Below are 26,744 nucleotides of genomic sequence, written 5' to 3' on the forward strand. Positions count from 1 at the left end.
AGAATCCGCGATGGCAGCTTTCAAAGCTTTTATTGCCGCAAACGAGATGGCGATCGTCAGCATCACCGCTCTTTTCGTCCTGCTGTGCCTACTGAAATTCTACTGGGAGAAGGTCGGCTACTTCACCATGCGTATCTGGCACGGTGTACCGCTGATTGGCACGGTATCGCGCTCAGCCAGTAAAGAGCCCACCATCCGCCCAGATGGCTGGACCAACTCCGAGTACGATCTGTGCAATGACTACTACGAAGCATACGGCCAGGTAGACAAGAGCCCGGAGTTCTTTCGCCAGTGTCAGGACTACCTGAAAAAAATTGGCGAAGCCGGCCGCAGACCACGTCCGGCCTGGGTGTTTATCCTGGCCGCCGTTTTGTTGGTGGTTGAAGCCGTCGGCTTTGGTTACGTACTGTCGGGCTGGTTAAGCCTCGACGCATCGGCCAGTGACAAACGCTACCAGGCTATTGGCGTGGCAATCCTCCTGGCCGTCATCTCCTGTGGTTTTGCCGAAGCGGCCGGTCACGCTATCCACCACAACAGCCTGATCAAGAAGGCCCGTGCGTGGTGGCGTGGCGACGCATCCGATTCACGCTCCAACCACCTTAAGCAAATCGATTCGATCAACATCGAAGACAGCTTCAGCGACAGCAACGACAAGGACTACAACCGCATTCTGTCGCGCATCGCCACCTCGGTGGACGTTACGCCCAAGTACCTGCTTATCGGTGCGTTCGTCGGCATTATCATGATCATGGCTGTCGCCGCATTCGTGGTTCGCGCCAAGACGCTCGACAGCATTCAGGATGAGATGGTGAACTCGCTGCGCGCTGAAAGCGCACAGAGTGGCGGCTCTACCAAAGTCAGCCCATTTGAGCTGCCGGATGAATCCAAAGCGGTCAATGACTCGGCTGACAACAAAACCATCGACGACAAGATGCAAGCGATCCGAGAAGCGTCGTTGACCACATACCTGATCCTCTCGGTCATCTACATCGCCATCCAGTGCATCACCTGCTGGCTAGCGAGCATTTTTGGTTTCGCCGGTGTCCACTCGCGCCGCGCCTACAACTACACACATAAATTCAACAGTGCGGACGAAATGGTTCGCTGGATGGAGCGCGAGCGCACCAAAATCTCCGGCCATGCCGACCATAAGCTGAGCATGTTGCAGCAGAAGCTTTCCACGCGCATGACCAACAATGCCGAACACCTCAACGCGATGAAAGGCTCGGCTATTCAAAAGCGTGACTTCAACGCGTATGTGATGGTGCGCCGTACTGCTGAAAAAGCACTGAAGCACGGTCAAGAGCGCATCAACACAACGCCAGCGCCAGCGCCAGCAATTGAAGTGGCACCGGTAATCCCCGCGCCTCAACCTGTCCGGGCGTTGCAAGCAGCCATTGCAGCAGTGTCCGAACCTCAGACGGTGGCACCCGTGGCGGTACTGGCAGATATTGACGCAAATACCTTCCACGACCTCACGAGCGTCACTGATGAGCAATTGCCAACCTTGGCAAAAGCTCTGAAGCAAGACGAAGCCACTCTCAAGAGTGTCCGTGAACAACAGCTGCTGCTTAAGCAACTGGGCATCTTCAAGGTCGCAGGAGTCAACGCATGAAAGCCCTGAAGGCATTGATGATCGCAGCCTTGGTGATGCCCCACATCGCCTTGGCTTTGGAGCGTAACGACCTGCAAAGTTGCTACGAAACCGCCCAACTTCCAGAACTGAAGCCAGACGCTTCAGGCCGCGAACTGATCGTCGTGGTCGATGAGACCGTACCCGTTCCGGAAGACATCCAGAAACAGGCATGGGGTCAGATCACTCGTTTCGTGCAACCCGGTGACAGCATTAAGCTCTACAGTTTTTCGGCGTTTCTGCCGGGCGAATACCTACGTTTGATCTATGCCGGAAAGCTCGACAAAAATGTCGGAGAGGAAGTTCGCGACGACGCCAGCGCTCGCAAACTGCGCACCCTGGACCAGTGCCTGGCCCGTCAGCCACAAGACTTTGAAACCGGCTTCGGCAAACTGTTCGTCAAGAGCCTACGTGATGCCCGTCAGGACATTCCGAGAAGCGAAATCATGAACGCATTGCGCAAAATCGGCGACGACATCAAATCTGCCGAAAAGCCCCACGATCACGTGGTATTCCTGATCAGCGACATGCTGGAAAACAGCGACTACGCCAGCTTCTACGCGAAAAACCAGATCAAGAACCTGGTAGTCGCCGACGAGCTGAAAAAAGCCCAGACCCACAACCTGTTCGCCGATCTTTCCGGCGCCCGCGTCTACGTCACAGGTGCTGGCCTGATCTCCGATGACATCAAACAAAGCTATCGCTCAGGCAGAACCATGGATGCGTTGAACGCGTTCTGGGCAGGCTACTTCAACCGCTCCAACGCGTCGTTGGCCGGGTTTGGCACGCCGAGTTTGGGTGGAGACTTGAGGTAATTTGGAGAGCCGCATGCGTGGGAATACCTGCGCGCGCGGTAACCTGATAGCGACAAGCTCGGCAGGGGGCTCCTTTTTCAACAGATACTGGCGCCCGCCACTGAGCCAAGCCTTAAAAGCCGACGCCTTTTAAGGAGGAGCCATGCGCCGGCTGGCTCCGCAAGCTGGAAGTGAACAAGCCTTTGGAGCGCATCAAGCCAACAAGGCAGCTCGTCCTATCCGGCAAACTCAACGACCACTTTCACCCCGGGCACCACCCAGTAGATCCCGGTCCAATTACCACTAGATCACCCGCTCTCAAAGGGCTGCCCAGTGCTGCAGCGTGACGCGCCGGCTCGCACGACCTCGACCACACATCAAATCGACGTGTAGAGGTGGCAAAGGACGTACTGGGCGTTGGCCCGGCTCTGATCGGCAGCACGGGTATACCAATGCAATGCGGCGGGTAGGTCTTTAGAGGTACCAGTGTCATGTAAAATGGCCGCCCCCCAACTTCTTCGTTCGCGCTGAACCCTGGCTCAACTGTGCGCAACAACAAAGTGCCCTTTCATTCCTTGGCAATCTCCGGTGCCAGCAGCCACTCAGCACTGTCGTTCCAGACGTCCATATGGGTGATTTTGCCATCGCGCACTTCGAAGCGGTCCAGATAACGATTGCCCGAAAAGCGGCGGCCATCCGGCCATTCGCCGAACAGTGTGCCATTGGAATACACCACGGTATGGTCGCCCCGGTCCATCCAGTCGAAGTTTCCCATGGCTTTCTTGACCCAGGCGTAGCGTGAGCCATTGAACGCCGTGATCGCCAGCGGATCGGGCATGGCCCGGCCGCCGGTGAAGGTGATCTTTACATCGGCACTCATGAACGTCGCCGCCCGGACGGGATCCGGGGCCATGGAAGCCTCGAGAAAATTGCTAACAATCTGTACATCTTTATTCATTTCAGACATCGCTAAAACTCCTGACTCTAGGAATACCCGGTTGATTCGGACGCCTTTGCATGGTGCAAGCCGCCTTCTTTTGGCGCGAAAAACTCTGCCAGCCCCTGCAAAACCACCCTATTTCAAGGGCTGCTGCGACTGGCATCCTACTTGCTAGCAATAATTATGCAACTGCTAGCAATCAGGAGAATCAACCATGGCCACCCGGCTTCCAAACCTGCAACGTCTGCTGTTTCCCGTGGCTGCGGCAGTCACGCTCAACATGGCTGTTTTCGGTGGCGCGCAAGCGTCCGAGCCGCCGATCAAAGTCGGTCTGGTAGCCGCGCTTTCGGGCCAGTCGGCCAAATCCGGCGAAGCCCTGACTCGGGGCTTGACCATGGCCATCAATGAGGTCAACGCCAGCGGCGGCGTGCTGGGGCGTCCGCTGGAGCTGGTGCGGCGTGACGACGAAAGCAACCCGTCCAAGGGCATCCTCGCCGCTCGCGAACTGGTCCAGCGGGAAAAGGTCGCGGTGCTGTTTGGCGGTCTTGATACACCGGTTTCCCTGGCCATCGTGCCGCTGGTCAACCAGATGAAAGTACCGTTCATGGGCATCTGGGCCGCCGGTACGAAAATCACCGAGAACGGCGCAGCCGATAACTACGTGTTCCGGGTTTCCGCCGTCGATGAACTGGTGGATGAGGCACTGGTGAAGTACGGCGTCGACAACGGCATGAAGAAGCCGGGGATGATCCTCATCAACAATCCATGGGGCGAGTCCAACGAGGCTGGATTCAAGCGCGCCCTGGAAAAACGCGGCATGCCCAACGCTGGTGTCGAGCGTATCCAGGACAGCGATCTCGACGTAGTGCCGCAACTGACCCGATTGAAAAACGCCGGTGCGGACACCCTGCTGCTGGTCGGTAACGTCAGTCCCTCGGCACAGGTGGTCAAGTCCCTGGACCGCATGGGCTGGGACGTGCCGGTCGTTTCTCACTGGGGGCCGGCCGGTGGACGCTTTGGCGAATTGGCGGGGCCGAACGCCTCTCGCGTGCATTTCATCCAGACCTACGTGTTCACCGAGAACAATGGCGCCAAGGGCGATGCCCTGTTGGCTGCGTTGAAAACGGCATACCCGCAGATCAAGACGCTGGCTGACGTCACGCCGGCAGTGGGCATTGCCAATGCCTACGACGCGCTGCATCTCACCGCCCAGGCCATCGAAAAAGCCGGCAGTACCGACGGCAAGGCCGTACGCGACGGGTTCTACGCCATCAACGAATACGACGGCTTGATCAAGCACTACACGCAACCGTTTACCCCATCCAAGCATGACGCGCTGGGGCCGGACGACTATCTGTTCACCCACGTCGTCAACGACCAGATCGTGCCGCTCAAGCCTGAGGAGTAAGCCATGTTCACCGCCGCCATCATCACCGGCCTCGGCCTCGGCAGCATGTACGCGTTGCTGGCGTTGGGTTTTCACCTGACCTACGTCGTCTCGCGCACCGTCAACTTTGCCCAAGGCAGCGCCATGATGGTCGGCGCCGTGCTGGGCTACACCCTCTGCATCAACTGGGGCTGGTCGCTGTGGCTGGCCCTGCCGCTGACGCTGCTCCTCTGCGGGCTGTACGGCCTGGTGATCGAACGCTGGCTGGTACGGCCCTTCCACAGTCGCGGCTCACAGGCCTGGCTGATGGCAACGGTGGCGGGAGGCATCCTGGTGGATAACCTGGCGCTGTTTACCTTCGGCAAGGAGCCGCGCCAATTTGAAAGCAGCCTGGTCAATCTGAACATCGAGCTGTTTGGCAGCAACGTGGGCGCACTGCAATTGCTGATTCCGCTGGCAGGCGCGGCCATTGCCCTGGCGCTGTATCTGGTGCGGCGCTACACCCGGCTGGGCAAGGTGCTGGAAGCCTGCGTGCAGAATCCCCGCGCAGCGATGCTGATGGGGATCAACGTCAATCGTGTGGTCGCCATCGCCTTTGCTGTCTCCACGTTATTCGCCGGCGTGGCGGGTTTATTGATTGCGCCGCTGTTCAGCGTCAATGCGGAAATGGGCATGTTGTTCGGCCTCAAGGCGTTCGCGGTGGCCATTCTCGGCGGTATCACCAGCGCGGGCGGTGTGTTCACGGCGGGGCTGCTGTTCGGCCTGACTGAAGCATTGATCACGTTGTATTTCGGCTCCGCCTTCACCCAGATATTCACGTTTGCGCTGGTCATTGTCGCGCTGGCGATTCGTCCCAACGGTCTGTTCGGCAGCCAGGCATTGGTGAAAGTATGAAGAACTTCAACCCCCTGGCCGCACCGGTCTTCATTGCCCTGCTCGCGATCGTCTGCGGCGTACTGGCGTTCACGCTGGACAGCTACTCGCTGCTGGTTTTCACCCTCTGCGCCCTGGCGGCGGTGGTCGGTGTGGGCCTCAATATCCTGATCGGCCTCAGTGGGCAGATTTCCTTCGGGCATATCGCCTTCTACGCCATCGGTGCCTATGTATCGGCACTGCTGACCCTGGCGGGCTGGCCGTTGTGGCTGGCCCTGCCCACGGCCAGTGCGGTAGCCGGACTGGTTGGCGCGCTGTTGGCGATTCCCGCCCTTCGGGTCAGCGGCCCGTACTTGGCGATGATCACCATCGCCTTCAGTTTTGTGGTGCATCACAGCCTGATCGAATGGCGGGACGTTACGGGCGGTTCCAACGGCTTGATGGGTATCCCGCTGCCGGAATTCGCCGGCCTTGATCCGGCGACTGTCCTCGCCCTGTTGGCCGGTGCGTTGATGATAGGCGCCCTGCTGTTTTACCAGCGCCTGAGCCACAGCAGTTGGGGCAAGGCCATGCGCGCGGTGAAAGCCTCGGAGATTGCCGCCCGCTCACTGGGCTTCAATCCGGTCATCAGCAAAACCCTGGCGTTTGCCTTGTCGGCGGCATTGACCGGGCTGGCGGGTGGCTTGCTCGCGCCATTGCTGATGTTCATCAACCCTGAATCCTTCCCGTTCTCCCAATCCATTCTGTTTGTCCTGGCCGTGATCGTCGGCGGCAGCGGCATGCTGTTCGGACCGTTGATTGGCGCACTGCTGATCGTGCTGGTGCCGGAACTGCTGTCCGACTTTGCCGAGTACCGCCTGCTGATCTTTTCCGTGCTCCTGCTATTGGTGCTCTGGATCGCGCCCAACGGCCTGCTCGGCGCCCTCGCCCGACGCTGGATCAAACCGCCTCGCTTGCTGCCACCGACGCGCATCGATCAGCAACGCATCGCCGCGCATTTGCGCAGTCGTGGCCCGTCTTCAGGCTTGCGGGTCAGTGACATAGGCATTCGCTTCGGCGGCGTGCAGGCCGCGCAGCATGTCAGCCTGCATGCACCTGCCGGCAGCATCACCAGCATCATCGGCCCCAACGGCGCGGGTAAAACCACCGTGCTCAACATGATCAGCGGGTTCTATGTGCCGGACAGCGGCCAGATCGAATTGCAACAGCCATTGGCGGGCCTGCCGGCCTGGAAAAGCGCCCGGGCCGGCATCGCCCGCACCTATCAGACCACCCTGCTGTTCGGCGAAATGTCGGTGCTGGACAATCTGCTGGTCGCGATGCAGAAGGGTCGCCTGGGCCTGCCGTTCAGCCTTGCCACCGACGAGCAGCGAAGCCTGGCGCTGGATCTGCTGGCACTGGTGGGCTACCGCGGCGAGGTGAACATTGCCGCCGAGGACTTGCCCCATGTGGATCGCCGCCTGGTGGAAATCGCCCGGGCACTGGCCACCGCGCCTGCGGTCCTGTTGCTGGATGAACCGGCAGCGGGTCTGAGCCGCCGCGACACCGATGATCTGGCCGTTCTGCTGCGCAAGCTGGCGGATTTTGGCCTCACGGTGATTCTGGTCGAGCACGACATGGCGCTGGTCATGTCGGTGTCCGAGCACCTGCTGGTACTCGATGCGGGCAAGCCAATCGCCGCCGGGCCGCCGGCTGAAATCCGCCGCAACCAGCAGGTGATCGCCGCGTACCTGGGCGGCACCGAGTATCAGGCCACGCCGCGCGAACAGGCCTGGAATGGCAGCCGCGATGCGCGCCTGTTCGTCAAGGACCTGGTCATCGACTATGGCGCGTCAGCGGTGGTCGACAAGGTCAACCTGCTGGTCAATCCCGGCGAGCTGGTGGCGATTCTCGGCGCCAACGGCGCGGGCAAATCGAGCATCCTGCAGTGCCTGGCAGGCCTGCATCGCGCCAGCAGCGGCAGCATCCTGCTGGACAACGAAAACATCGAACAGGCCAACGCCAGCACCGTCGCGGCAAAAGGCCTGGCGCTGGTACCCGAAGGCCGCCAGGTATTCCCTTACCTGAGTGTGCGCGACAACCTGTTGCTGGGTGGGTATTCACGCCGCGAAGCCTTCGACGCCGACGCGGAAATCGAGGCGATCCTCAAGCGCTTCCCGCGCCTTCGAGACCGCATCGACAACCCGGCCGGGCTGCTTTCCGGTGGCGAACAACAAATGGTCGCGGTGGGTCGCGGCCTGATGGCCAAGCCAAAAGTCCTGTTGCTGGATGAACCTTCACTGGGCTTGTCACCGGCCATGATCGGCGAGTTGTACGACGCACTGGCCGCACTGCGCGACGAAGGCGTGACCATCCTGCTGGTGGATCAAATGGCCAACCTGGCCCTTCAGGTGGCGGATCGCGCCTATGTGCTGGAAACCGGGAGCATTGTCAAAGCCGCCAGCGCCGCAGAATTGCGCGACGATCAGGCGTTGGCTGCCGCTTACCTGGGTGAAGGAGCCGTCGCATGAGCGCCTTGAAAGTCATCAATGCCCGGCTGCCTGACGAGCGCGCCAATAGCGAGCTTCATGTCGAGAACGGCTACTTCGTCGCCGCCTTCAGTAAGGACACACGCCATTGGCAAACCCTTGACCTGCAGGGCCAATTGATGATGCCGGGCCTGATCGAAACCCACTTGCACCTGGACAAGGCCTGCATCATGCAACGCTGCCAGCTGCACGAAGGCACGCTGTCTGAAGCCGTGGCGCAAACCCGGGCAGCAAAAGCCGAATTCACTGAAGACGATGTCTATCGGCGCGGTGCCCGGGTACTGGACAAGGCGATTGTCCAAGGCACGACGCATATCCGGACCCATGTCGAGCTGGACCCGCAGATTGGCCTGACCGGGTTCAATGCCATTCGCCGCTTGCAAGCCGATTATGCCTGGGCCATCAGCCTGGAAATCTGCGTGTTCCCCCAGGAGGGTTTACTGAACAATCCGGGGACTGAAGCGCTGCTGTGCCAGGCACTGGAAAGCGGCGCCAGCGTACTCGGCGGCTGCCCCTATATGGACAGTGACCCGAACGGGCAGATCCGGCGCCTGTTCGAACTGGCGGTGCGCTACGACTGCGACCTGGACCTGCACCTGGATTTCGACCTGAATCCCGAAGGCATGACCGTCATGGAGGTGGCACGCTGCACGCAGCTGCATGGCTGGGGCGGACGCGTCACCGTCGGCCACGCGACCAAGTTGTCGACCTTGCCCCGGGAACCCCTGACGGTGCTTGGCCTGCACCTGGCGCAAGCGGGCGTGCAGGTGACTTGCCTGCCCAGCACCGATCTGTTCCTGATGGGTCGCGAGGCGTTTCACAACAAACCCAGAGGACTGGCGCCACTGGCGCATCTGCACGCTTGCGGCGTGACCTGTTCGGTGTCTACCAACAACATCGGCAACCCGTTCACGCCCTATGGCGACGCCTCGTTGATCCGCCAGGCCAACCTGTTCGCCAACGTCAGCCAGATGGGCACGGCGGCGCAACTGCGGCAATGCCTGGCGTGGGTATCCAGCGAGGCGGCGCGTATGCTGAGGTTGTCCGATTACGGTCTGCTGCCAGGCTGCCGCGCCGATTTCATTGTGTTCGACGCGCCCTCGCCGGCGGCGGTCATCGCTGAAATATGCGCACCGGTCATGGGCTTCAAGGGAGGGCTTCAGACGTTCAGCCGGCCGGCGGGAACGTTGCTGAAGCCGAGTGCTTAATCGATCAACGCCTGCTTGAGGTTGAATTCCTCGGGCACGCTTTCTTCCAGGGCCAACTGCCCTTCCAGTTCATCCAGGTGTTCGAGCATGACGGCGACGGCTCTTTCATTGTCGCCATTTTCCAGCGCGGTAATGATCTCCTGATGTTCATCCGAGGCGCAGGATGGCACGTCATTGCGCTGGTACAGCGCGACGATCAATGAACTGCGCACCATCAGGTTGGCGAGGATATCGCTCAGCACGGCATTGCCACTGATCTCGCCGAGCAGCAGGTGAAACTCGCTCAGCTCGCGGACGATGGCACGTCGATCGGTGTCGTTGGTGGCTTTGCGTTCGTTGTTCATGTGCCGGGCGATGCGCTGCCGGTGTTTGCGCATCACTGCCGGGGTGATGGCCTCGACGATCGCCCGCTCGATGGCGCGACGCGCGCTGAAGATATCCCGCGCTTCCTTTGCCGTCGGCTGAGCAACCATTGCGCCGCGATTGGCTTCGATGGTCACCACCTTTTGCATCGCCAGCCGCTGCAACGCCACCTGCACATGATTGCGGTTGGCCTGCAGGGTTTCGACAATGTGTGCTTCTACCAATCGAGTGCCAGGCGGCAGGCGATGCTGGGCGATAGCCTTGAACAGCGCATCGACGATGCGTTGCACTTCAAGCTGTTTGGCGGTGACAGTGCTCAAGCCCATCCATTCCTCTGTTGTCCAGAAAGCCTCAGGCCAATACGCAAGGCTGCGGATGGCGGGCAATCGGCGGCATTATCCGCCAGCGGCATGAACCCGGCAAATGCCCCGCTCACGGCTCAGCCCGCCTGACCCAGGCCCGCGCCCTCGCCCCGTGGGTCATGCATGGCTCTGCGCAGGCCATCGGCATCGATGGCGATGATCCCGGCGTGGCCGGTCATGGGGCTGCGGGCCGGGATGATTTCCACCTCATGCCCCAGCATCCCAAGGCCCTCAATCGTGTTGGCCGCCATGTCGCCTTCCAGCTTGAGATTGTCCGTGCTGTCGAAAAAACTGCGCCCCAACAAAAAGCGCGGGGTTTGCAGGGCCTGGTCAATGGGCTGCTGGTAGTCGATCAGTTGGGTCGCCAGGACCATCTGGGTCTGCGGTTGACCATCGCCCCCCTGGGTGCCGAAGAACCAGCGTCGGCCATCGTCAGCCAGATAGCAGGACGGATTGAGCGTGTGCGCCGGACGCTTGCCGGGAGCCCAGCCATTGACGTGCCCGGGATTCGCGTTGAAGCCGGCAGCGCGGTTCTGCCACAGCACGCCGGTGTCACCCAGAACGCAGCCCGAGCCGAAGTCATGAAACAGGCTCTGGATCAGGCAGGCCGTACGCCCCTGAGCATCGGTCGCGGCCATCCAGACGGTATCGGCCGGGCGCCCCGGCTCGGTCCAGGGTGCAGCACGCTGGTCGTCGATGGCATCTGCATAGGCTTGAATCTGCACGCTTTCGAGACTGGCGGCAAAATCCCAGGGCTTGCTCAGCGGATCGCACAACTGCGCATTGCGCCGCAGCAACCCCTGCTTGATGGCTTCGACCAGATAGTGATAGTACAGCGCGCTGCCGTTGCCGACTTGCGCCAGCGGCTTGTGTTGCAGCGCGGCCATGGCCTGCAACGTGTAAAGGCCTTGGCACGGCGGCGCGACATTGTAGAGTCGTCCATCGCGGTAACGCACCGAAATCGGTGCGACTTCAGGGGCGCGGGTCGCGGCCAGATCGGCAGCGGTCAAGCCGCACCCAAGGCGATCGAACGCAGCCCCGAAAGCCTCAGCCAGTTCGCCGTGGTAGAAATCCTCGACGCCGTGTTTCGCCAGATGGCGAAGGGTGTTGGCGAGCTCGGGCTGGCGCAGGTTATCGCCCTCGCGCAGCCAGCGCCCGTCGGTCTTGCACAGGTGATGCAGGTCCGGCAATTGCTCGATCAACGGCTGGCGCAGGGTTTGCCAGAACAATTGCGATTGCGAAACCACGACACCGGCATCGGCCACGCTCGCTGCGTCTACCAACAGATCAGCCCAGCCCAGCCTGGAGCCCCACTCATGACGACTGATGTCTGCTGCGGTCTTCCAGCTCGCCATCGCGCCCGCGGTGCTGGCCACCGAAGCCGGACCTCGCACGGTGATGGATCCGCCCTCAGGCAAACGCTGCCCGGCCTGGCCGATCCCCACGATGGTGCGCACCTTGCTGTCGTGGATCATCCACAGGGCATCGCCACCCAGACCGGTCATGTGCGGGAAAACCGCTGCAAGCATGGCACTGGCGGCCAGCATCGCATCGATGGCCGTTCCGCCCGCCTCCAGAACCCGCATGCCGGTGGCGCTGGCATCGGCATGGGGCGTACAGATCACGGCACGACTGGAGGTAGCGATCATGGTTCAAGGCCTCTTTTTTGCTAGCTATCGATATGAATATTGTTAGCAAAGCAAGATGTATGCCTTTTACCCTGCGGCAGACGGGGTGGCGTCCAGCGTCAAACCCTTTTGAACGTCAACCAGGCCCCCCAAAACAAGCTATTGAAGAGATCCGGCGTCGTTCAACAGTTTTTGAACCGCCACCTCGGAAATGCAGTTTTCTGCGCCTTAGTTTTTCTCGGCACTGACCTGGCCGGTATACTTGGGCAGATTAATTTCCACATCAGCTTTTTGTTGCAGGCCTAGTTCCATAAGGCGGCCGATATGGTGTTGGGCGGCAGGGCGTCGAACAGAGTTGAGAAAAGCGGGCCATTCTTTCCCGACGTCTTCGTTTGAAGGGAGGGAAGCTACATTCACCAGTTCCTTGATCTCGCCCAGAGATTGCTTGTCGAAGGTGGCGATACGGCGGGCCAGAGCATCGACGAAGCTGTTCAGCTCGTTTTCGGGAAAGCTGCGGTTTACGTAACCATAACGCTCGGCCAGCTTGCCGTCGATGTCGTTACCGCTTAGCAGGACCTCTAATGCACGGCCGCGGCCGATAAGACGTGGCAGGCGCGCCATTGGGCCTCCGCCTGGGACAAAGCCGGCGCCAATTTCAAATTGGGAAAGCACTGCCTTGTCGCTGGCAAAACGCATATCGCTGGCCAGGGCCAGTTCACTGCCCACGCCAGAGGCGCGGCCGTTGATCATCGCGATGGAAACCACTGGGGACTTACTCAGGCGTACCAACATGTCCGGAAGGGGCGGCAGGCCGGTCTTCCCGTTGGGCATTTCCAGGGTCCGCTCCAGAGGCTCGGCGAAGTCGTAGTGGGTTAGGAAAAAGCCAGGCACCTTGCTTTCAAAAACCACCACCTTGAGTTTGGTGTCGTTTTCTATCGCGCTGACCACCTTCTCGAACTGCAAGGTAGAATCCGGACCATATATGTTGAAAGGCGGGTTGTTGATCTGCACTCGCCAGTATTCCGGACTGATCTTGTCAATGAGAAACTGGTTGGGGGAGGAACTGGCGGATTTTGGGGGACTGGTAGCAGTGTCGGCGGCAAGGGCTTGACCAACTATGGTACTCCCGCCCAACAGCATGCTAAAGGCGAGAGTGGCGCTTACGATACGTCGTGATTTCATAATGGTGGAACTCCAATTTTATGGAATGAACAACGATGAATTGACCTGATTTCTGTTCAGGACCACGAGCACCGGTTGATGCTCGAATTAGCAGTACCGTTTTGGCAAATATAGGCGCGACGTGGTCATGTTTATGTGCAACTTGGTGATACCCCCTTCTGCCGGCCAGCCAACATCGCCGGTTTTTTTAGGAAAGTTGAACTTGGCTGTGCTTCAGGAGAACGATGGGGTCACTATATTTATGATGATCATCAAGATAAACGGACGATCTGAAATATCAGTTAATACATGGCGTAACTAATCAGCTAAAACTTCAGGAGCGATGGGCTATCGAATCCGAAGTGGCGATTGGGGAATTGCCTAAGCGCTGCTGTTCTGCTCAGTGCAGCTGCCCCAATTCATAGAAAGCTGCCTGTGATGTGTGTCTACGAGTGTAGTGCGGTTCACGGAGCTTGCTCGACAGGCTGCATTTGATCTTCAAGGCGAGGCGGCTATGCAGTGAATATGAACGCAGACCAAGGGGGAAACCGCACCGGTGCACGCCTTTGGATAGGCCATGCTCGTCTGTACCAATGCTCGTGGTTTAGGGCGTTAAGCCGAAATCGCTAACGTACGAAACGCCCGCTGAACGATTTAGCCAATCTGTTGCATCGACCGGTTGAATCCACAGCCAAAAGTAGACACTCAGCAGCCACACTGCCGTGATACTGGAGTTTGGTTTGCCACGACATCAAGATCAGTATTTGAAGTCATGCCCCAGCTCTTTCTGCATCCACTCCAGAAATCTCCTCACTCGAGGAAAATTTGCATGGGCCCTCGGAAAAACCAGGTGATGTGCAGTGATGGGCGCGCTAAGCTCCGGCGCTACCTCGACCAGCGCGCCCCGCGCCAGATAGTCCTGCGCAAGCAGCGTGCTTTCCAAGGCGAATCCCAGCCCGTGGCTGGCTGCCTCCAGCGTCATGTAGGAGCGGTCAAAGCTGAGGGTGTAGGGCTTTTCCGGGCGTGACACGCCCTGTTGGGCAAACAATTGGGGCCACTTTATCAATGTGGCTTCCGACAGGATCAACTGGCTGTCCAGTAAATCCGCCACCGTTCGAACCGAACGTGTTGCCAGCAACTTCGGCGAAGCCATGACCGCAATTCTTTCATTACGTATCGTCCGCACTTCGTAGCTGGGCCAGTTGGGCATGCCGTGGCGGATGTCGACATCGATCTTGTCACGACTGAAATGCAGCGATTCGTAGGAACACGACAGGTTGAGCTGGATGTCGGGATGGCTCTGTCGAAACTGTTCCAGGCGCGGCATCAACCACAGCAGGCCGAAACTGGGGGATGAGTGCAAGCGCAGGCAGTCGAGGCTGACGTCACTGGTGGCGCGCTCGGTCGCCACCGCCAGGCTGTGCAGGATGCCAGACACCTCAGTGAGGTATTGCTCGCCCACCGGCGTCAATGTCACGCCCCTGGCCGTCCGGAGAAACAGCTGGCGACCAATCATTGCCTCCAGTTTTGCCAATTGGTGACTGACCGCCGAGGGTGTCAGGTCAAGCAATTCGGCCGCGCGGGCGACGTTGCCGAAGCGTGCGGTCTGTTCAAAGGCCTGAATGGCTTTCAGTGGTGGAAGGATCGGAGGTGCGTCGCCAGATGTACTCATGATTATTGTTGTTCCGCTGCAAGTGGCGTGGGCCGGGCATGTAGCCATTCAAACATCGGGAGGGTTCATTGGCGAGTGCTGAATTTTTTTCAGCACCGAGTGACATTCGCGTTATTGCTCAGGGCTGGTCTGGGGAACAAGCTGGGTCATCGGTTCTTCGTGGATCGACCCAATAAAAACAATCCGAGGTACTCTTCCATGCTTCTTCAAGGCAAAGTCGCGATCATCACCGGTGCAGCTTCCGCACGTGGCATCGGCCGCGCTACAGCGACCACCTTCGCGCAACAGGGCGCACGTGTGGTGATTCTCGATCTGGACGAATCCGCCGCACGCGATGCCGCTGCCTCCCTGGGCGAAGGCCATCTCGGCCTGGCCGCCAACGTCGCCGACGAATCCCAGGTGCAGCAGGCCGTGGCGAAAATCATCGAGCATTTCGGGCGCATCGACATCCTCGTCAACAACGCCGGCATCACCCAACCGCTCAAGACGCTCGATATCCGCCCTTCCGATTACGACAAGGTGCTGGACGTCAGCCTGCGCGGTACCTTGCTCATGTCCCAGGCGGTCATTCCACTGATGCGTCAACAGTCGAGCGGCAGCATCGTGTGCATGTCGTCGGTGTCCGCCCAGCGCGGCGGCGGCATTTTCGGTGGCCCTCATTACAGCGCCGCCAAGGCCGGCGTATTGGGTCTGGCCAAAGCGATGGCGCGCGAGTTGGGACCGGACAAAGTGCGCGTCAACTCCATCGCCCCCGGCCTGATTCACACCGACATCACCGGCGGCCTGATGCAGGACGAACGCCGTCACGCGATCATCGACGGCATCCCGTTGGGCCGTCTGGGTGAGGCCCAGGATGTCGCCAACGCCGCCTTGTTCCTGGCCAGCGACCTATCCTCATACCTGACCGGCATCACTCTGGATGTGAACGGCGGCATGCTGATTCACTGAGTACATCTGGGCGGGCCTGCAAGGCCCGTGCGGTTCTGGATCGATGACACAGCCAGGCTTGATGGCCTGGCGGTCAATAAAAACAAGAGATCAGACCATCATGACTACCCTGTCGCTCGAAGCGGTTTCGACCGTGCGCTCCAACGCCTACCGTAAAACCGCGTGGCGCCTGATGCCGTTCCTGATGCTGTGCTATCTGTGCGCCTACCTCGACCGCGTCAACGTCGGCTTTGCCAAACTGCAAATGATGAATGATCTGGCGCTCAGCGAAACGGTCTACGGGCTGGGCGCGGGCATGTTCTTCATCGGCTATTTCCTCTGCGAAGTCCCCAGCAACATCATTCTGCACAAGGTCGGGGCGAGGGTCTGGATCGCGCGCATCATGATCACCTGGGGCATCGTCTCTGCCCTGTTCGCCTTCGTCGAAACCGCCTGGCAATTCTATGCGTTGCGCTTTCTGCTCGGGATTGCCGAAGCCGGCCTGGCACCGGGCCTGCTGCTCTACCTGACCTATTGGTTCCCGTCTTATCGTCGTGCCCGCATGACCGTGTTGTGGTTCATCGCCATTCCGTTGTCGGGGATGGTGGGCGGCCCGATCTCCGGCTGGATCATGACTCACTTCGCCGGTGTTCATGGCTGGGCCGGATGGCAGTGGATGTTCGTGCTTGAGGCTGTGCCTACCGTTGTAGTCGGGCTTCTGGTACTGAGCTATCTCAAGGACGGAGTGCATCAAGCCAGCTGGCTGAACGACGATGAAAAAGCGCTGATCAGCCGCGAACTGGCCGAGGACGAGCAGAAAAAAGTGACGCATGCGTCTATAGGCGAGTTCATCCGTGACCGCCGCCTCTGGTTACTGGCCGCCATCTACTTCTGTGTCGTCATGGGGCAGTACGCAATCACCTTCTGGCTGCCGACCCTGGTGCGCAACGCAGGGGTATCCGACCCGATGAAAATAGGCCTGCTGACCAGCCTGCCCTACTTCTGCGCGATTGCCGCCATGCTGTATGCCGGGCGCAGTGGCGACAAACACCGCGAGCGCCGCTGGCACCTGATTGTGCCAATGATCGCCGGGGCCATCGGCCTGACACTCGCGGCCATGATGGGCGGAAACGTGATGCTTTCCATCCTGAGTCTTTGCCTCGCTGCCTCCGGGATTCTGTCCGCGACGTCGATGTTCTGGATGCTGCCCACCACGCTGCTCGGTGGCGTGTCCGCCGCAGCAGGCATTGCGGCAGTCAACAGTTTCGCCAACCTCGCCGGCTTCTGCTCGCCCTACCTGATCGGCTGGATAACCACACTGACCGGCTCCAGCGCCATCGGCATGTATCTGATCACTGGCGTGCTGCTCGTCGGTGCCACCCTGGTGCTGCGCATTCCCGCCGCCTTGGTCAATCGTTGATTCACAGGAGATTTCACCATGACTGCCAACCCTTCATTCGTAACACCGAAAACCCTGACGGAGCGCGCCCACAATATTCGTCGCCACGCACTGCGCATGGGTCAAGTCCAGGGGCAAGGCTACGTCGGCCAGGCTCTCGGCGCTGCCGACCTGCTGGCGGTGTCCTACTTCCATGCTCTGAACCATCGTCCTGAAGATCCTGAATGGGAAGCCCGCGATCGTTTCTACCTGTCGATTGGTCACTACGCCATTGCGTTGTACGCGGCCTTGATCGAAGCCGAAATCATCCCGCTCGACGAGCTGGAAACCTACGGCGCAGACGACAGCCGCCTGCCAATGTCGGGCATGGCCGCCTACACGCCGGGTATGGAAATCACCGGTGGTTCGCTGGGCCAGGGCCTCGGCATCGCGGTCGGTGCCTGCCTGGGTCTCAAGCGCAAAGGCTCACCAGCCTTCGTCTACAACCTGCTGTCGGACGGCGAACTGAACGAAGGCTCGACCTGGGAAGCCGTGATGTCGGCGTCACATTGGAAGCTCGACAACCTGATCGCCATCGTCGACGTCAACAACCAGCAAGCCGACGGTCACTCCAGTGAAATCCTGTCCTTTGAACCCATCGTCGATCGCTGGCAAGCCTTTGGCTGGTTCACCCAGCGCGTTGACGGCAATGATCTGGAGGCGCTGGTCACCGCGTTCGATGCCGCGCGCAATCATCCCGGCACTCAGCCTCGGGTGATCATCTGCGATACCAAAATGGGCAAAGGCGTGCCCTTCCTCGAAACCCGGGAAAAGACCCACTTCATCCGCGTGGAAGAACACGAATGGGATCTGGCACTGAACAATCTTGAAGAAGGAAAAAACCAATGAGCAACGCCGCCAACACGCCGACTTCGACTGCCGAACCGATCAAAAAACGCCTGACCACCTCGGCGATGATCGCTTCGATTGCTTCTGAAGGCCAAGCCACGAAATCAGCGCCTTTCGGTCATGCGCTCGCGGCGCTGGCAGAGCAGCGTTCAAACATCGTCGGCCTGTCCGCCGACCTGTCCAAGTACACCGACCTGCACATCTTCGCCAAGGCGCATCCCGACCGCTTCTATCAAATGGGCATGGCCGAGCAGTTGTTGATGAGTGCAGCCGCCGGTATGGCCCGCGAAGGCTTCGTACCTTTCGCCACTACCTACGCGGTATTCGCTTCACGCCGCGCCTACGACTTCATCTGCATGGCGATTGCCGAGGAAAACCTCAACGTCAAGATCGTCTGCGGGCTGCCCGGTCTCACCACCGGCTACGGCCCGAGCCACCAGGCCACCGATGACCTGGCGATCTTCCGCGCCATGCCCAACCTGATGATTGTCGACCCGTGCGATGCCCTGGAAATCGAACAGGCTGTGCCTGCCATCGCCGCGCATCAGGGGCCGGTGTACATGCGCCTGCTGCGCGGCAATGTACCGCTGGTGCTGGACGAGTACGGCTATAAGTTCGAGATCGGCAAGGCCAAGACTCTGCGCACCGGTAACGATGTGCTGATCATCTCCACCGGTCTGATGACCATGCGTGCACTGGAAGCAGCCAAGGAACTGCAAGCGGACGGCGTCGATGTTGCCGTGCTGCACGTGCCGACGATCAAACCACTGGATGAGCAAACGATTCTTGCCGAGGCAAGGAAATCAGGCCGGCTGGTGGTCACCGCAGAGAACAGCTCGATCATTGGTGGCCTCGGCGAGGCCGTCGCCGGAGTGCTGCTGCGCAACGGCGTGACGCCAACCTTCAGGCAGATCGCCTTGCCCGACGCGTTCCTCGATGCAGGCGCCCTGCCGACGTTGCATGATCGCTACGGCATCTCCACTCAAGCCGTGGCTGCTCAAATCAAAGCCTGGCTTTAACGGTGAGGACAAGGCACCTGGCAACAGGTGCCATTGAGTTCGACAGGAAGGGAGCGGAACGTTGAGGCCACATGAACTGCTTGATCCCGAATTCCACAGCTTTCTGCTCCCTGGCACGGATCACTGGTCGATCGATACACTGCCGACCATCCGGGAGCGCGTCCATACAACCTACAGGATTCAGCAAAACAGCAGCTACGAAGAGCGATGGATAACGGCCGATAAAGAGCCTCTGCGCCTGTGTATTTACCGACCTGATACGACATCAGCAACTGCCCGCCTTCCGGTGATCCTTTACATCCATGGTGGAGGCTTTGTACTGGGCCAGCCTGAAATGGCCGACAACTACCTGGCGGCGCTTGCCGAACAATTGAAAACCCTCATCGTCGCAGTCGATTATCGATTGGCGCCTGAACACCCTTTTCCCCTGCCCCTTGAAGACTGCTATACCGCGCTCGCTTGGTTATTCGGTGATGACCATGACCTGGGCATGGATACCCGAAAAGTCGTGATCATGGGGCACAGCGCTGGCGGAGGCCTGGCGGCTGCATTGGGCATTCTGGCCCGCGACAAGGGGCAGTATCCCATCGCAGCCCAGGTACTTGTCTATCCGATGCTGGATCACCGCACGGGCACCTCGCAATCGCCTCACCAGAACGAAAGCACCGGGACTTTCAGCTGGTTGCCGGCGCCTAACCGGTTCTGTTGGGATTGCCTTCGCGGGTGTTACAACCTTGACGATGATCGTATCGGCCTTTTTTCTCCGTCCATGCAGCGGGACCTTCAAGGCCTGCCTCCAACCTTCATATCGGTAGGCTCGCTGGACCTGTTTCTGGAAGAAGACGTGGAATTTGCATTGAGACTGTCGCGCGCCGGGGTCGCTGTAGAGCTGCACGTCTATCCCGGCGCCCCACACATGTTCGATCAGAATCCAGGGCGCATCACTACGCAATCCATTCTGGATATCGTTCGTGCGCTCAACGAATTTTTAAGGGAACGTTGAACGATACCCTGACATTATCGTGAGTGTTTCTGAGCGAGCATTTCCATTTTGCCTTGGCCTGACCGCTTAGAGCTGTTACCCCTCACGACGGGCAGAGAACAGCCAAAAGCAGTCGCTCGGAGGTGTCTGATAAATCAGGGAAGAGTCAACCAAAAACGCTTTGGGTGGCTCAGGCAAATCAGGCGTCATCTGGCCTGATGCGACGGATAAATACCGGCAAGCCGCGCTATCACGACCCCCACGTAAAAGACGCCTGAAAATTCTTCGACCATCACCAGTGAGCGGGCATGGTTGGTGATCGGGATAATATCCCCGTAACCGGTGGTCGTGAGCGTCGTGAAGCTGAAATAGATCAGTTTGAAGAAAGTGCCGGGCTGTCTGAAATCGAAGTTGCCAGGGCCGAATGAGCCAGCGGCGGAAATCTCGACCAGGGCATAGATGAAGGACCAAACGAAGGCCAGCATGATGTAGCCCGCAAGTGCGCCATGCAGCTTGTCCGCTGTAATCGGCCCGCGCTTGAGAAGGTAGCGCAGTACCCCGCTGAACGAAACCGTAAGAGACACCGCATAGGTTATCCCTGCAAGTTCAAGAGTCGAGATACTCTCGGTCCACAAGGCCGCCCATTGAAGGCCAATCCCGAGCAACGCCAGGCACAGTTTGAGGATGAATCCGGGTCGGGTCTGCCGGGTGGCGAAAGCGCCCACGAGCAGCACAGCCGAAAACAGAATGCCGAGCAACATGCGAGCAATCAGCCCCCCCTCAAGAAAGGGGAACAGGAGGATCAATCCCAGTAAAAGCAGCAACAGATAAGTGCAGGGCCCTAGCCCTATTACCATCTGAGCTAAATCCGCGTCGGATTCGGCTTTATCTTGCGAGCTTGTCATACCAGATTCCCAGAGGTTGAAGTAACGCACGTGACCTGACAAGACCAAGCGCGACGGGGTCCAGTTGTGCATGATAGCCCCAGAAACACAACTGACTTGTCCAATGCCCGCGCAAGCCTCATGCAAGGGGGGATTCCCTCATCCCTACCCCCTTGCGCCCTAGCTGCTTGACACCATACATGGCCTGATCCGCTGCTTTAAGTAATGCGTCGAGAGATTGCCCATGAACAGGACACAGCGAAACTCCGACGCTGCACGACACTGAAAGCTCCCCCGCACTTGTCGCGACTGTCTGGGCGATGGTGTCAAATACCCTCGCCGCTTGCGACTCAGCGCTCTGGGGGTCAGAAAGATTGGAGATCAGCATCACAAATTCGTCGCCGCCGTATCGGGCAGCCGTGTCACATGACCGGGTGGCTTGAAGCATGCGGCGTGCAACCGCTTGCAAAACCTGGTCGCCGACTTCATGACCGTACTTGTCGTTGACCTCCTTGAAATGATCCAAGTCGATCAAAAGCACAGCGAACGGAATCCCTTTCACTTCCCAATCCGAGATGGCCTGGGCAAAACGCTCAGCGAACAGGTAACGGTTAGGCAGTTGCGTGAGTACATCATGGGTTGCCAGATAGGCTGAGCGTTCGTGCTCAACTTCGGCTCTTTCTATCGCCTTGAAATGCGTGATCAATACCATCGGCATCAGCACCAGAGCGCCGGCGAGTACCAAAAGAATCATCAACATTTCTTCAGTAAGGACATCCCCGAAACGAAGTTGCCGGTCGAATACCAGCGTCATGGGCTGCGATGCACTGCGGATCTCGACACGGTCGTTCAATTGCGGCAAAAACAGGCGATCAAGGAAGCCAGCCTGTTGAACGTGCGTGGAAAAAACATCGCTTTCAGAACCGGCTGCGGTCTTCAGCACGGCAGTTATATGAACCAGTGGGTCGACGTTAGCGTGATTGACGGCATCAAGAAGAGAGCCCGTCTTGATCAACAGCAATGACACCATAGTGCTACCAAAAAAATTGGGGCTGGGGCTCGTTCGCTCTTGGTCAGGCCGGCTGACTAACTGCATCAGAATGTAAGCACTACCGCCCTCGTACATGGAAAAAACGGGAGAAACCACGGGTTTCTGGCTGCTTTGGGCGCGTGCCAGCGCGTAGGAAAGGTAAGCGACCGTTTCTAACCTCACCCCGTAAATCGAACTGGATTCAGGGAGCAAGGGGTACATAAACAAAACGGGCCAGGTCTCTTTGAGGAAGGCCTGAGGTTGGGTTGGCTGCCCAGTGAGACTTGGGAAATCCTTGAGCTCAAAGTCTGGGCGCCATGTGCGCCGCAACAGATCCTCAAAGGCGGATTGCTCGGCGACAGGCACGGAGCGGGCTGCCTCGAGCATGTAGATATGCGGGTAGGCCGACAATACGACTGCCGCAAATCGGGACGTCGCTTCGGTATCACTCTGGTCTACGGCTTGCAGGAATGCAGAGAAGCCCGAGAGCACAGCTTCATTGGTATCAAGCTGATTGCGCACAATCCCAGAGATGTTTTGCACGTACTCGGAAAAATACGTTTCCCTTCGCTGAGTCTCGGACTTCAGCAATAGTAACGCCGAAAAAACCACCAGACCGACCGCTAAAAAAATAAAGCCCATCAGCGAGTTGCGCCGCTTTGTCCATATCATCCTGATCTTCCGATTTCGCGGTGCGTCCAAATTACTGTCACGCTCTACAAGCATTCAGCCTTCAGCGAAACAACTTGTATTTTTCCATGCCCCTGACTGTAGCGTCTCGTTTCGTCAGGTGAAAATTTTGATCACGTGGGCAAGCGCCTAAACCACGGTCATGGATTGTCGCTCCGTAAGAACCGCCAGCAACTGCTTGTGGTTAAGCCGCTGACACTCGTCCCGAACTTCCTCTCGAATTTGATAGGTCGTCTTCAAGCGACGTTTTTCTTCGTTGTCATAGATGTTGAAACTGATGGCGCAGTCTCACAATAGAAGCGCATTCCATCACGCATTGATCCAGTCTCTGTCGGGATTGCAGGGACAACAACGAATCTGGAAATCATCTTCAGGCCCTCTCCTAAAACACCCTAAGGTTTAGCGGCTATTTGCCAGCACAACAAGTGACTGGCGGGTGTTTCCGATGACGAGCACGGCGGCCTGAGAGCGGTTCGCATCGCACATAAAGTCGGCTATCCAGGCTGCGACAGGCAAAAAAACGGCCACAAGCACCCGCTGGACACACTAGTGGCTAATCGGTAACGTCGACCCTCGACACTGAATTTGTCCCGTAGTTGAGTCGTCAGGCGTATTGGTTGGAGACGTTGCAATGACAACAATCGATATGAAATTCCGATTCGAAGCAAAGCTTCTCCGCCCGGCAAAGCCTGGTAATGATACGTCCTGGGCGTTCCTGGTATTGCCAGCAGACGCGAGTGAACAGCTTCCAAGGCGAGGAAGAACGACAGTTGAAGGCACAATCAATGGGCACCCCTTCCAGGCAACCCTTGAGCCTGATGGTCAGTTGAGCCATTGGCTGCCGGTCAGCAGAGCGTTACTCGAAGCCGCAGGCGCGGTTGTTGGGGACATCGTTACGCTGGAGCTAGCCTCTGTACAGAAGGAACCCGAGCCTGACATACCGGCAGATTTTCAAGAGGCACTCGCAGCTACTCCTGAGGCGCTTAAAGTCTGGAACAATACGACGACCATCGCACGAGTAGACTGGATACACTGGATCACTTCAGCCAAGCAACTCAAGACCCGCGCGAAACGAATCGGTGATGCCTGCGATATGCTCGCCAGCGGCAAGAAGCACGTTTGCTGTTTCGACCCGTCCGGTTACTACAGTAAGGCCTTCCGTGCGCCCGAGGCGGATAATTCTTGAATGGGGCATTACGTTGGTGCGCTGCACTCCTTGACGGAAAGCAGCGCCAGGAACGATCGAGTTTCGGTTCGAAACCCGTTATGACCAGAATCCTATATGCGGCTCGCTAGCCTCGGCTTCCAGCATTGGTCCCAATACGCTGACCTTGCGCTGGCCCTTGGCAAAGACTTCGCGACACGGCAAAGCAAACGTCGGATTCTCGGGATGATCCCCCGTCAGCCCCAGTAACGAGTGCTCCGACAAGGCATAAACCACTCGCCCGATCCCGGTCCAATACACCGCACCGGCACACATGCAGCAGGGTTCGGCACTGGTGTACAGCGTGCACTGCTCCAGTTCCTGCGCAGACAAAAGCCTGGCAGCGGCAGCCGCCGCGACCAGTTCGGCGTGCTGTGTGGGATCGCCCTCCGGCGGCATCGAATTGTTGCCCGCTTCGACAATCACCTTGCCGTTGCGGTCAGCCACCAACGCCGCGAACGGATGACGGCCGCGCTGTTTTGATGCCTGCGACAAGGCGATGGTCTGGCGCAGCAACGCCAGATCCAGATCGCTGACGCCGGCCGGAACAAGCTGAGTGAATTGATTCATGGGTAACTCCTGGGCAGTGGAAAAACAAAAGATCAGTCGACCCATTCAGCCGCTGAGACGCCGACGCTGTCGGTCGATTTTTTTTCATTGTTGAGCAGCACGTTGAGCACAATGGCGGTGATCGCACCGAGAAAGATTCCGCTGTCCAGCACCAGTTTCAGCGTAGGGCCGACGTGCTCGAACAATGCAGGAAAGGACATCGGCAACACGCCGACACTGACCGACACCGCGACGATGATGCCGTTGCGGGTGCCTTCGAACTGCACGCGTGACAGTTCCTGAATCCCTGCCACCGTGGTCATGCCGAACATCACGATCGCGCAACCACCGAGCACCGGAGTCGGCACCGCCGCGATCAACGCACCCAGTTTGGGGAACAACCCCATCAGCACCATGATTGCCCCGGCAGCGGCCACGACGAAGCGGCTCTTGATGTTGGAGAGCGCAATCAAACCGGTGTTCTGCGTGAAGGCGTTGTAGGGGAAACTGTTGAACAAGCCACCGAGCATGGTCGACAGGCCATCAGCGCGGAACGCATTGCCGAGGGTTTGTTGGGTGGTTGGCTTGCCGGTCAATTTGCCGATGGCCAGGCAGTTGCCAGTGGTTTCGGCCATGATCACCAGCATCGCCAGGGTCATGATCAAAATCGGCACGAGCGAAAATTCCGGCGCGCCGAATGCCATCGGTGCACTCAGTTCAAACCACGCCGCTTCGCTCACTCGGGTGAAATGGGTCATACCGCAGGCTGCGGCAATCAAGCTACCGACGAACAAACCGATGAGTACGCTGAGGTTGCCGATGAAGCCTTTGAATTTGGCGTAGATCACCAGCGTGACACTGACCGTGGCCAGGCCCAGCAGCAAATTGGCGGGGCTGCCGAAATCTGCCGCCTCAGGGTTGCCGCCGCCCAGCCAGATCGCGGCAGCCGGCATCAGCGAGATACCGATGATGGTGATCAGACTGCCGATCACCACTGGCGGAAAGAATCGCAACAGACGGCTGAATACCGGTGCCAGCGCAATGGTTATGAAGCCTGCGGCAATCACCGCCCCGAATATCTGACTGAGCCCAAACTCCTTGCCAATCATGATCATCGGCGCAAGGGCGATGAACGAGCAGCCTTGAATCAGTGGCAAGCGCGCACCAAATTTCCAGAACCCGATGGTCTGAATCAGCGTCGCCACGCCGGACGTCAGCAGGTTGGCGTTGATCAGCAAGATGATCTGCGCCGAGGACAACCCCATCGCGCTGCCCAGAATCAGTGGCACCGCCACCGCCCCTGCGTACATCACCAGCACATGCTGCAAGCCAAAGGTGACCAGCTGCCGCAAGGGCAAAACCTCGTCCACCGGATGAATGCGTTGTGTATTCATGTCACAAGCTCCTGAAGGTGCAACGGATGGTGTGATCGCGGCATTCTCAGGGGCGGTCGCAAGCATGCTCCAACCCCGGTGATCGATTGACGCTAGGCCATACTCGAGCGTTTTTAACGATGAAACAAATTAGCAACCATCGCTTTTTTCGATGGCGTACAAGCGGCACACTCAAGCACTCGTCTTGATGTTCAAACCGCCACGTTCGACCAGGAGTAAACCGATTGCGCTTCTCATTCGATCAACTGCAGATGTTTTCCCAAGTGGTCAAAAGCGGTTCGTTCTCCGCCGCTGGACGCAAGTTGGGCAAGACGCAATCGACCATCAGCGCAGCGATTGCCAATCTCGAAACCGATTTGGGCGTTGATCTGTTCGACCGCACCAACCGCAGCCCTGCCCTCACCGCCAGCGGCCAAAAACTGTTGATCCAGGCCGAAGCCGTGCTCGAACGCTGCATGACCTTCGAGGCACACGCCGAATGCCTGTCGGATAACGTCGAACCCAGCCTGACCCTGGCTATCGAAACGCCCTACGGGCCAATCATGCCGGTGCTCAAGGCCTTCGAGCAGGCGTTTCCCTTCGTCGACCTGATCATCCGCCACCCGGTGCACGGTGACGTCAGTGAACTGGTCAGCAGTGGAGAGGCGGAGCTTGGCGTGGCGTTTTCTCAACCGGGCTACCCGAAGGAACTGGCGTTCCAGCAATTGGGCAAATTGATCATGCTGCACGTCTGCCATCCCGATCATCCGCTGGCACAGCTCGACACCGTTACGTTCGATGACCTGCACGTGCATCGACGCCTGGCATTCAGCGCGCACGCGAACAAACTGCCCAGCAGCGAATACCTGCGCTCGACGCAATTGTGGCAAGCGGAGAACTACCTCGCGTTGCTGGAAATGGTCCGCGCGGCGCTCGGTTGGGCCACCCTGCCCCGTCAACTCATCCAGCGCGAACTGGCCAGGGGCGAACTGGTAGAACTACCCCTCTCGGCCTACCCGCACACCGACTGGCAAATTGGCGTCGACCTTTTATGGATGCGCCAACGGCCATTGGGCAAGGCTGGACGCTGGCTGAAAGAGAAACTGCAGGGCAATAAAGTGTATGAACTGGATCGCAATGGACAGACCACCACGCTGTGACCAATCTCGAACGGCCGCTGACTTGAACAGTTTTACTAAAGCACACAAAAAAGCCGATCCAACTGATCGGCTTGGTTGCTGATGCTGGCA

22 protein-coding genes are annotated in these 26,744 nt (G+C 58.7%); 13 read left to right on the forward strand and 9 right to left on the reverse strand.

The window, feature by feature from the left end; all coding sequences use genetic code 11:
• Positions 1-10: 10 nt before the first annotated feature.
• Positions 11-1,615, forward strand: a complete 1,605-nt coding sequence (locus D8U73_RS15650; protein WP_130905028.1) for a hypothetical protein — start codon at positions 11-13, stop codon at positions 1,613-1,615.
• On the forward strand, positions 1,612-2,448 hold the full coding sequence (locus D8U73_RS15655; RefSeq protein WP_130905029.1) for a hypothetical protein: 837 nt from the start codon (positions 1,612-1,614) through the stop codon (positions 2,446-2,448). The genes D8U73_RS15650 and D8U73_RS15655 overlap by 4 nt, the downstream gene beginning before the upstream one ends.
• Positions 2,449-2,995: 547 nt before the next feature.
• Here the strand turns inward: D8U73_RS15655 and D8U73_RS15660 are convergent.
• Positions 2,996-3,394: a nuclear transport factor 2 family protein gene (locus D8U73_RS15660; RefSeq protein ID WP_056856778.1), complete on the reverse strand. Its 399-nt coding sequence runs from the start codon at positions 3,392-3,394 to the stop codon at positions 2,996-2,998.
• Positions 3,395-3,581: 187 nt separating this feature from the next.
• Here D8U73_RS15660 and D8U73_RS15665 point away from each other — a divergent pair, with 187 nt between their 5' ends.
• Genes D8U73_RS15665 through D8U73_RS15680 form a run of 4 tightly spaced genes read left to right on the forward strand, consistent with a single transcriptional unit; the run spans position 3,582 to position 9,363 of the window.
• Entirely contained in the window at positions 3,582-4,775 is a 1,194-nt protein-coding gene (locus D8U73_RS15665; RefSeq protein WP_130905030.1) for an ABC transporter substrate-binding protein, read from the forward strand.
• 3 nt (positions 4,776-4,778) lie between these two features.
• Positions 4,779-5,648, forward strand: coding sequence for a branched-chain amino acid ABC transporter permease (locus D8U73_RS15670; protein WP_130905031.1), 870 nt, complete (start codon positions 4,779-4,781; stop codon positions 5,646-5,648).
• Positions 5,645-8,137 carry an ATP-binding cassette domain-containing protein gene (locus tag D8U73_RS15675; RefSeq protein ID WP_130905032.1) on the forward strand — a complete coding sequence of 831 codons (2,493 nt, stop codon included), beginning with the start codon at positions 5,645-5,647 and terminating at the stop codon, positions 8,135-8,137. The genes D8U73_RS15670 and D8U73_RS15675 overlap by 4 nt, the downstream gene beginning before the upstream one ends.
• A complete protein-coding gene (locus tag D8U73_RS15680; RefSeq protein ID WP_130905033.1) occupies positions 8,134-9,363 on the forward strand; it encodes an amidohydrolase family protein in 1,230 nt (409 codons plus the stop codon). Before D8U73_RS15675 ends, D8U73_RS15680 begins: the two co-directional genes overlap by 4 nt.
• Here D8U73_RS15680 and D8U73_RS15685 read toward each other — a convergent pair.
• The 4 genes from D8U73_RS15685 to D8U73_RS15700 all read right to left on the reverse strand — a co-directional run bounded on the left by D8U73_RS15685 (position 9,360) and on the right by D8U73_RS15700 (position 14,549).
• A complete protein-coding gene (locus D8U73_RS15685) occupies positions 9,360-10,052 on the reverse strand; it encodes a GntR family transcriptional regulator (RefSeq protein WP_130905034.1) in 693 nt (230 codons plus the stop codon). The genes D8U73_RS15680 and D8U73_RS15685 overlap by 4 nt on opposite strands.
• A gap of 113 nt (positions 10,053-10,165) precedes the next feature.
• Positions 10,166-11,737 (reverse strand): gamma-glutamyltransferase, encoded by a 1,572-nt coding sequence (locus tag D8U73_RS15690; protein WP_056856784.1) that lies wholly within the window; start codon positions 11,735-11,737, stop codon positions 10,166-10,168.
• 207 nt (positions 11,738-11,944) lie between these two features.
• The gene (locus D8U73_RS15695; protein ID WP_130905035.1) at positions 11,945-12,898 is read right to left on the reverse strand and encodes an enoyl-CoA hydratase/isomerase family protein; all 954 of its coding nucleotides are present in this window, start codon (positions 12,896-12,898) and stop codon (positions 11,945-11,947) included.
• Between the two features lie 736 nt (positions 12,899-13,634).
• Positions 13,635-14,549, reverse strand: a complete 915-nt coding sequence (locus D8U73_RS15700) for a LysR substrate-binding domain-containing protein (RefSeq protein WP_130905036.1) — start codon at positions 14,547-14,549, stop codon at positions 13,635-13,637.
• Positions 14,550-14,747: 198 nt separating this feature from the next.
• On the opposite strand from D8U73_RS15700, the gene D8U73_RS15705 reads away from it, so the two are divergent.
• From D8U73_RS15705 to D8U73_RS15725, 5 genes are all read left to right on the forward strand, one after another.
• Entirely contained in the window at positions 14,748-15,497 is a 750-nt protein-coding gene (locus D8U73_RS15705; RefSeq protein ID WP_130905037.1) for an SDR family NAD(P)-dependent oxidoreductase, read from the forward strand.
• 100 nt (positions 15,498-15,597) lie between these two features.
• On the forward strand, positions 15,598-16,896 hold the full coding sequence (locus D8U73_RS15710; protein WP_130905038.1) for an MFS transporter: 1,299 nt from the start codon (positions 15,598-15,600) through the stop codon (positions 16,894-16,896).
• A gap of 18 nt (positions 16,897-16,914) precedes the next feature.
• Positions 16,915-17,763 carry a transketolase gene (locus D8U73_RS15715; protein ID WP_130905039.1) on the forward strand — a complete coding sequence of 283 codons (849 nt, stop codon included), beginning with the start codon at positions 16,915-16,917 and terminating at the stop codon, positions 17,761-17,763.
• Complete coding sequence (locus D8U73_RS15720) at positions 17,760-18,782, forward strand: transketolase family protein (RefSeq protein WP_130905040.1); 1,023 nt, start codon at positions 17,760-17,762, stop codon at positions 18,780-18,782. The genes D8U73_RS15715 and D8U73_RS15720 overlap by 4 nt, the downstream gene beginning before the upstream one ends.
• Positions 18,783-18,843: 61 nt before the next feature.
• On the forward strand, positions 18,844-19,785 hold the full coding sequence (locus D8U73_RS15725) for an alpha/beta hydrolase (RefSeq protein WP_130905041.1): 942 nt from the start codon (positions 18,844-18,846) through the stop codon (positions 19,783-19,785).
• Between the two features lie 185 nt (positions 19,786-19,970).
• On the opposite strand, the gene D8U73_RS15730 is transcribed toward D8U73_RS15725, so the two are convergent.
• Both D8U73_RS15730 and D8U73_RS15735 read right to left on the reverse strand, forming a co-directional pair.
• The gene (locus D8U73_RS15730; RefSeq protein ID WP_130905130.1) at positions 19,971-20,669 is read right to left on the reverse strand and encodes a potassium channel family protein; all 699 of its coding nucleotides are present in this window, start codon (positions 20,667-20,669) and stop codon (positions 19,971-19,973) included.
• Positions 20,670-20,787: 118 nt separating this feature from the next.
• Positions 20,788-22,350: a sensor domain-containing diguanylate cyclase gene (locus tag D8U73_RS15735; RefSeq protein ID WP_130905042.1), complete on the reverse strand. Its 1,563-nt coding sequence runs from the start codon at positions 22,348-22,350 to the stop codon at positions 20,788-20,790.
• A 649-nt stretch (positions 22,351-22,999) separates the two neighbouring features.
• Here D8U73_RS15735 and D8U73_RS15745 point away from each other — a divergent pair.
• Positions 23,000-23,554 carry a YdeI/OmpD-associated family protein gene (locus tag D8U73_RS15745; RefSeq protein ID WP_130905043.1) on the forward strand — a complete coding sequence of 185 codons (555 nt, stop codon included), beginning with the start codon at positions 23,000-23,002 and terminating at the stop codon, positions 23,552-23,554.
• 78 nt (positions 23,555-23,632) lie between these two features.
• Here D8U73_RS15745 and D8U73_RS15750 read toward each other — a convergent pair whose 3' ends face one another.
• Together D8U73_RS15750 and D8U73_RS15755 are read right to left on the reverse strand one after the other, a co-directional pair.
• Positions 23,633-24,142 carry a nucleoside deaminase gene (locus tag D8U73_RS15750; RefSeq protein WP_130905044.1) on the reverse strand — a complete coding sequence of 170 codons (510 nt, stop codon included), beginning with the start codon at positions 24,140-24,142 and terminating at the stop codon, positions 23,633-23,635.
• A gap of 32 nt (positions 24,143-24,174) precedes the next feature.
• Entirely contained in the window at positions 24,175-25,515 is a 1,341-nt protein-coding gene (locus tag D8U73_RS15755; protein WP_130905045.1) for a nucleobase:cation symporter-2 family protein, read from the reverse strand.
• A gap of 224 nt (positions 25,516-25,739) precedes the next feature.
• Between D8U73_RS15755 and D8U73_RS15760 the strand changes: the two genes are divergently transcribed.
• Positions 25,740-26,654 (forward strand): LysR family transcriptional regulator, encoded by a 915-nt coding sequence (locus D8U73_RS15760; protein WP_130905046.1) that lies wholly within the window; start codon positions 25,740-25,742, stop codon positions 26,652-26,654.
• Positions 26,655-26,744 lie beyond the last annotated feature (90 nt).

It is taken from the genome of Pseudomonas sp. Sample_22 (genome assembly GCF_004307635.1).
Taxonomy (GTDB): Bacteria; Pseudomonadota; Gammaproteobacteria; order Pseudomonadales; family Pseudomonadaceae; genus Aquipseudomonas.

Bases quoted from the DNA above. Each gene is read 5' to 3' on its own strand.
- D8U73_RS15665 (WP_130905030.1), top strand. From the start codon at position 3,582: ATGGCCACCCGGCTTCCAAACCTGCAACGTCTGCTGTTTCCCGTGGCT.
- D8U73_RS15655 (WP_130905029.1), top strand. From the start codon at position 1,612: ATGAAAGCCCTGAAGGCATTGATGATCGCAGCCTTGGTGATGCCCCAC.
- D8U73_RS15680 (WP_130905033.1), top strand. From the start codon at position 8,134: ATGAGCGCCTTGAAAGTCATCAATGCCCGGCTGCCTGACGAGCGCGCC.
- D8U73_RS15730 (WP_130905130.1), bottom strand. From the start codon at position 20,669: ATGACAAGCTCGCAAGATAAAGCCGAATCCGACGCGGATTTAGCTCAG.
- D8U73_RS15720 (WP_130905040.1), top strand. From the start codon at position 17,760: ATGAGCAACGCCGCCAACACGCCGACTTCGACTGCCGAACCGATCAAA.
- D8U73_RS15695 (WP_130905035.1), bottom strand. From the start codon at position 12,898: ATGAAATCACGACGTATCGTAAGCGCCACTCTCGCCTTTAGCATGCTG.
- D8U73_RS15715 (WP_130905039.1), top strand. From the start codon at position 16,915: ATGACTGCCAACCCTTCATTCGTAACACCGAAAACCCTGACGGAGCGC.
- D8U73_RS15755 (WP_130905045.1), bottom strand. From the start codon at position 25,515: ATGAATACACAACGCATTCATCCGGTGGACGAGGTTTTGCCCTTGCGG.
- D8U73_RS15675 (WP_130905032.1), top strand. From the start codon at position 5,645: ATGAAGAACTTCAACCCCCTGGCCGCACCGGTCTTCATTGCCCTGCTC.
- D8U73_RS15745 (WP_130905043.1), top strand. From the start codon at position 23,000: ATGACAACAATCGATATGAAATTCCGATTCGAAGCAAAGCTTCTCCGC.
- D8U73_RS15685 (WP_130905034.1), bottom strand. From the start codon at position 10,052: ATGGGCTTGAGCACTGTCACCGCCAAACAGCTTGAAGTGCAACGCATC.
- D8U73_RS15750 (WP_130905044.1), bottom strand. From the start codon at position 24,142: ATGAATCAATTCACTCAGCTTGTTCCGGCCGGCGTCAGCGATCTGGAT.
- D8U73_RS15690 (WP_056856784.1), bottom strand. From the start codon at position 11,737: ATGATCGCTACCTCCAGTCGTGCCGTGATCTGTACGCCCCATGCCGAT.
- D8U73_RS15670 (WP_130905031.1), top strand. From the start codon at position 4,779: ATGTTCACCGCCGCCATCATCACCGGCCTCGGCCTCGGCAGCATGTAC.
- D8U73_RS15700 (WP_130905036.1), bottom strand. From the start codon at position 14,549: ATGAGTACATCTGGCGACGCACCTCCGATCCTTCCACCACTGAAAGCC.
- D8U73_RS15660 (WP_056856778.1), bottom strand. From the start codon at position 3,394: ATGTCTGAAATGAATAAAGATGTACAGATTGTTAGCAATTTTCTCGAG.
- D8U73_RS15650 (WP_130905028.1), top strand. From the start codon at position 11: ATGGCAGCTTTCAAAGCTTTTATTGCCGCAAACGAGATGGCGATCGTC.
- D8U73_RS15735 (WP_130905042.1), bottom strand. From the start codon at position 22,350: ATGATATGGACAAAGCGGCGCAACTCGCTGATGGGCTTTATTTTTTTA.
- D8U73_RS15705 (WP_130905037.1), top strand. From the start codon at position 14,748: ATGCTTCTTCAAGGCAAAGTCGCGATCATCACCGGTGCAGCTTCCGCA.
- D8U73_RS15710 (WP_130905038.1), top strand. From the start codon at position 15,598: ATGACTACCCTGTCGCTCGAAGCGGTTTCGACCGTGCGCTCCAACGCC.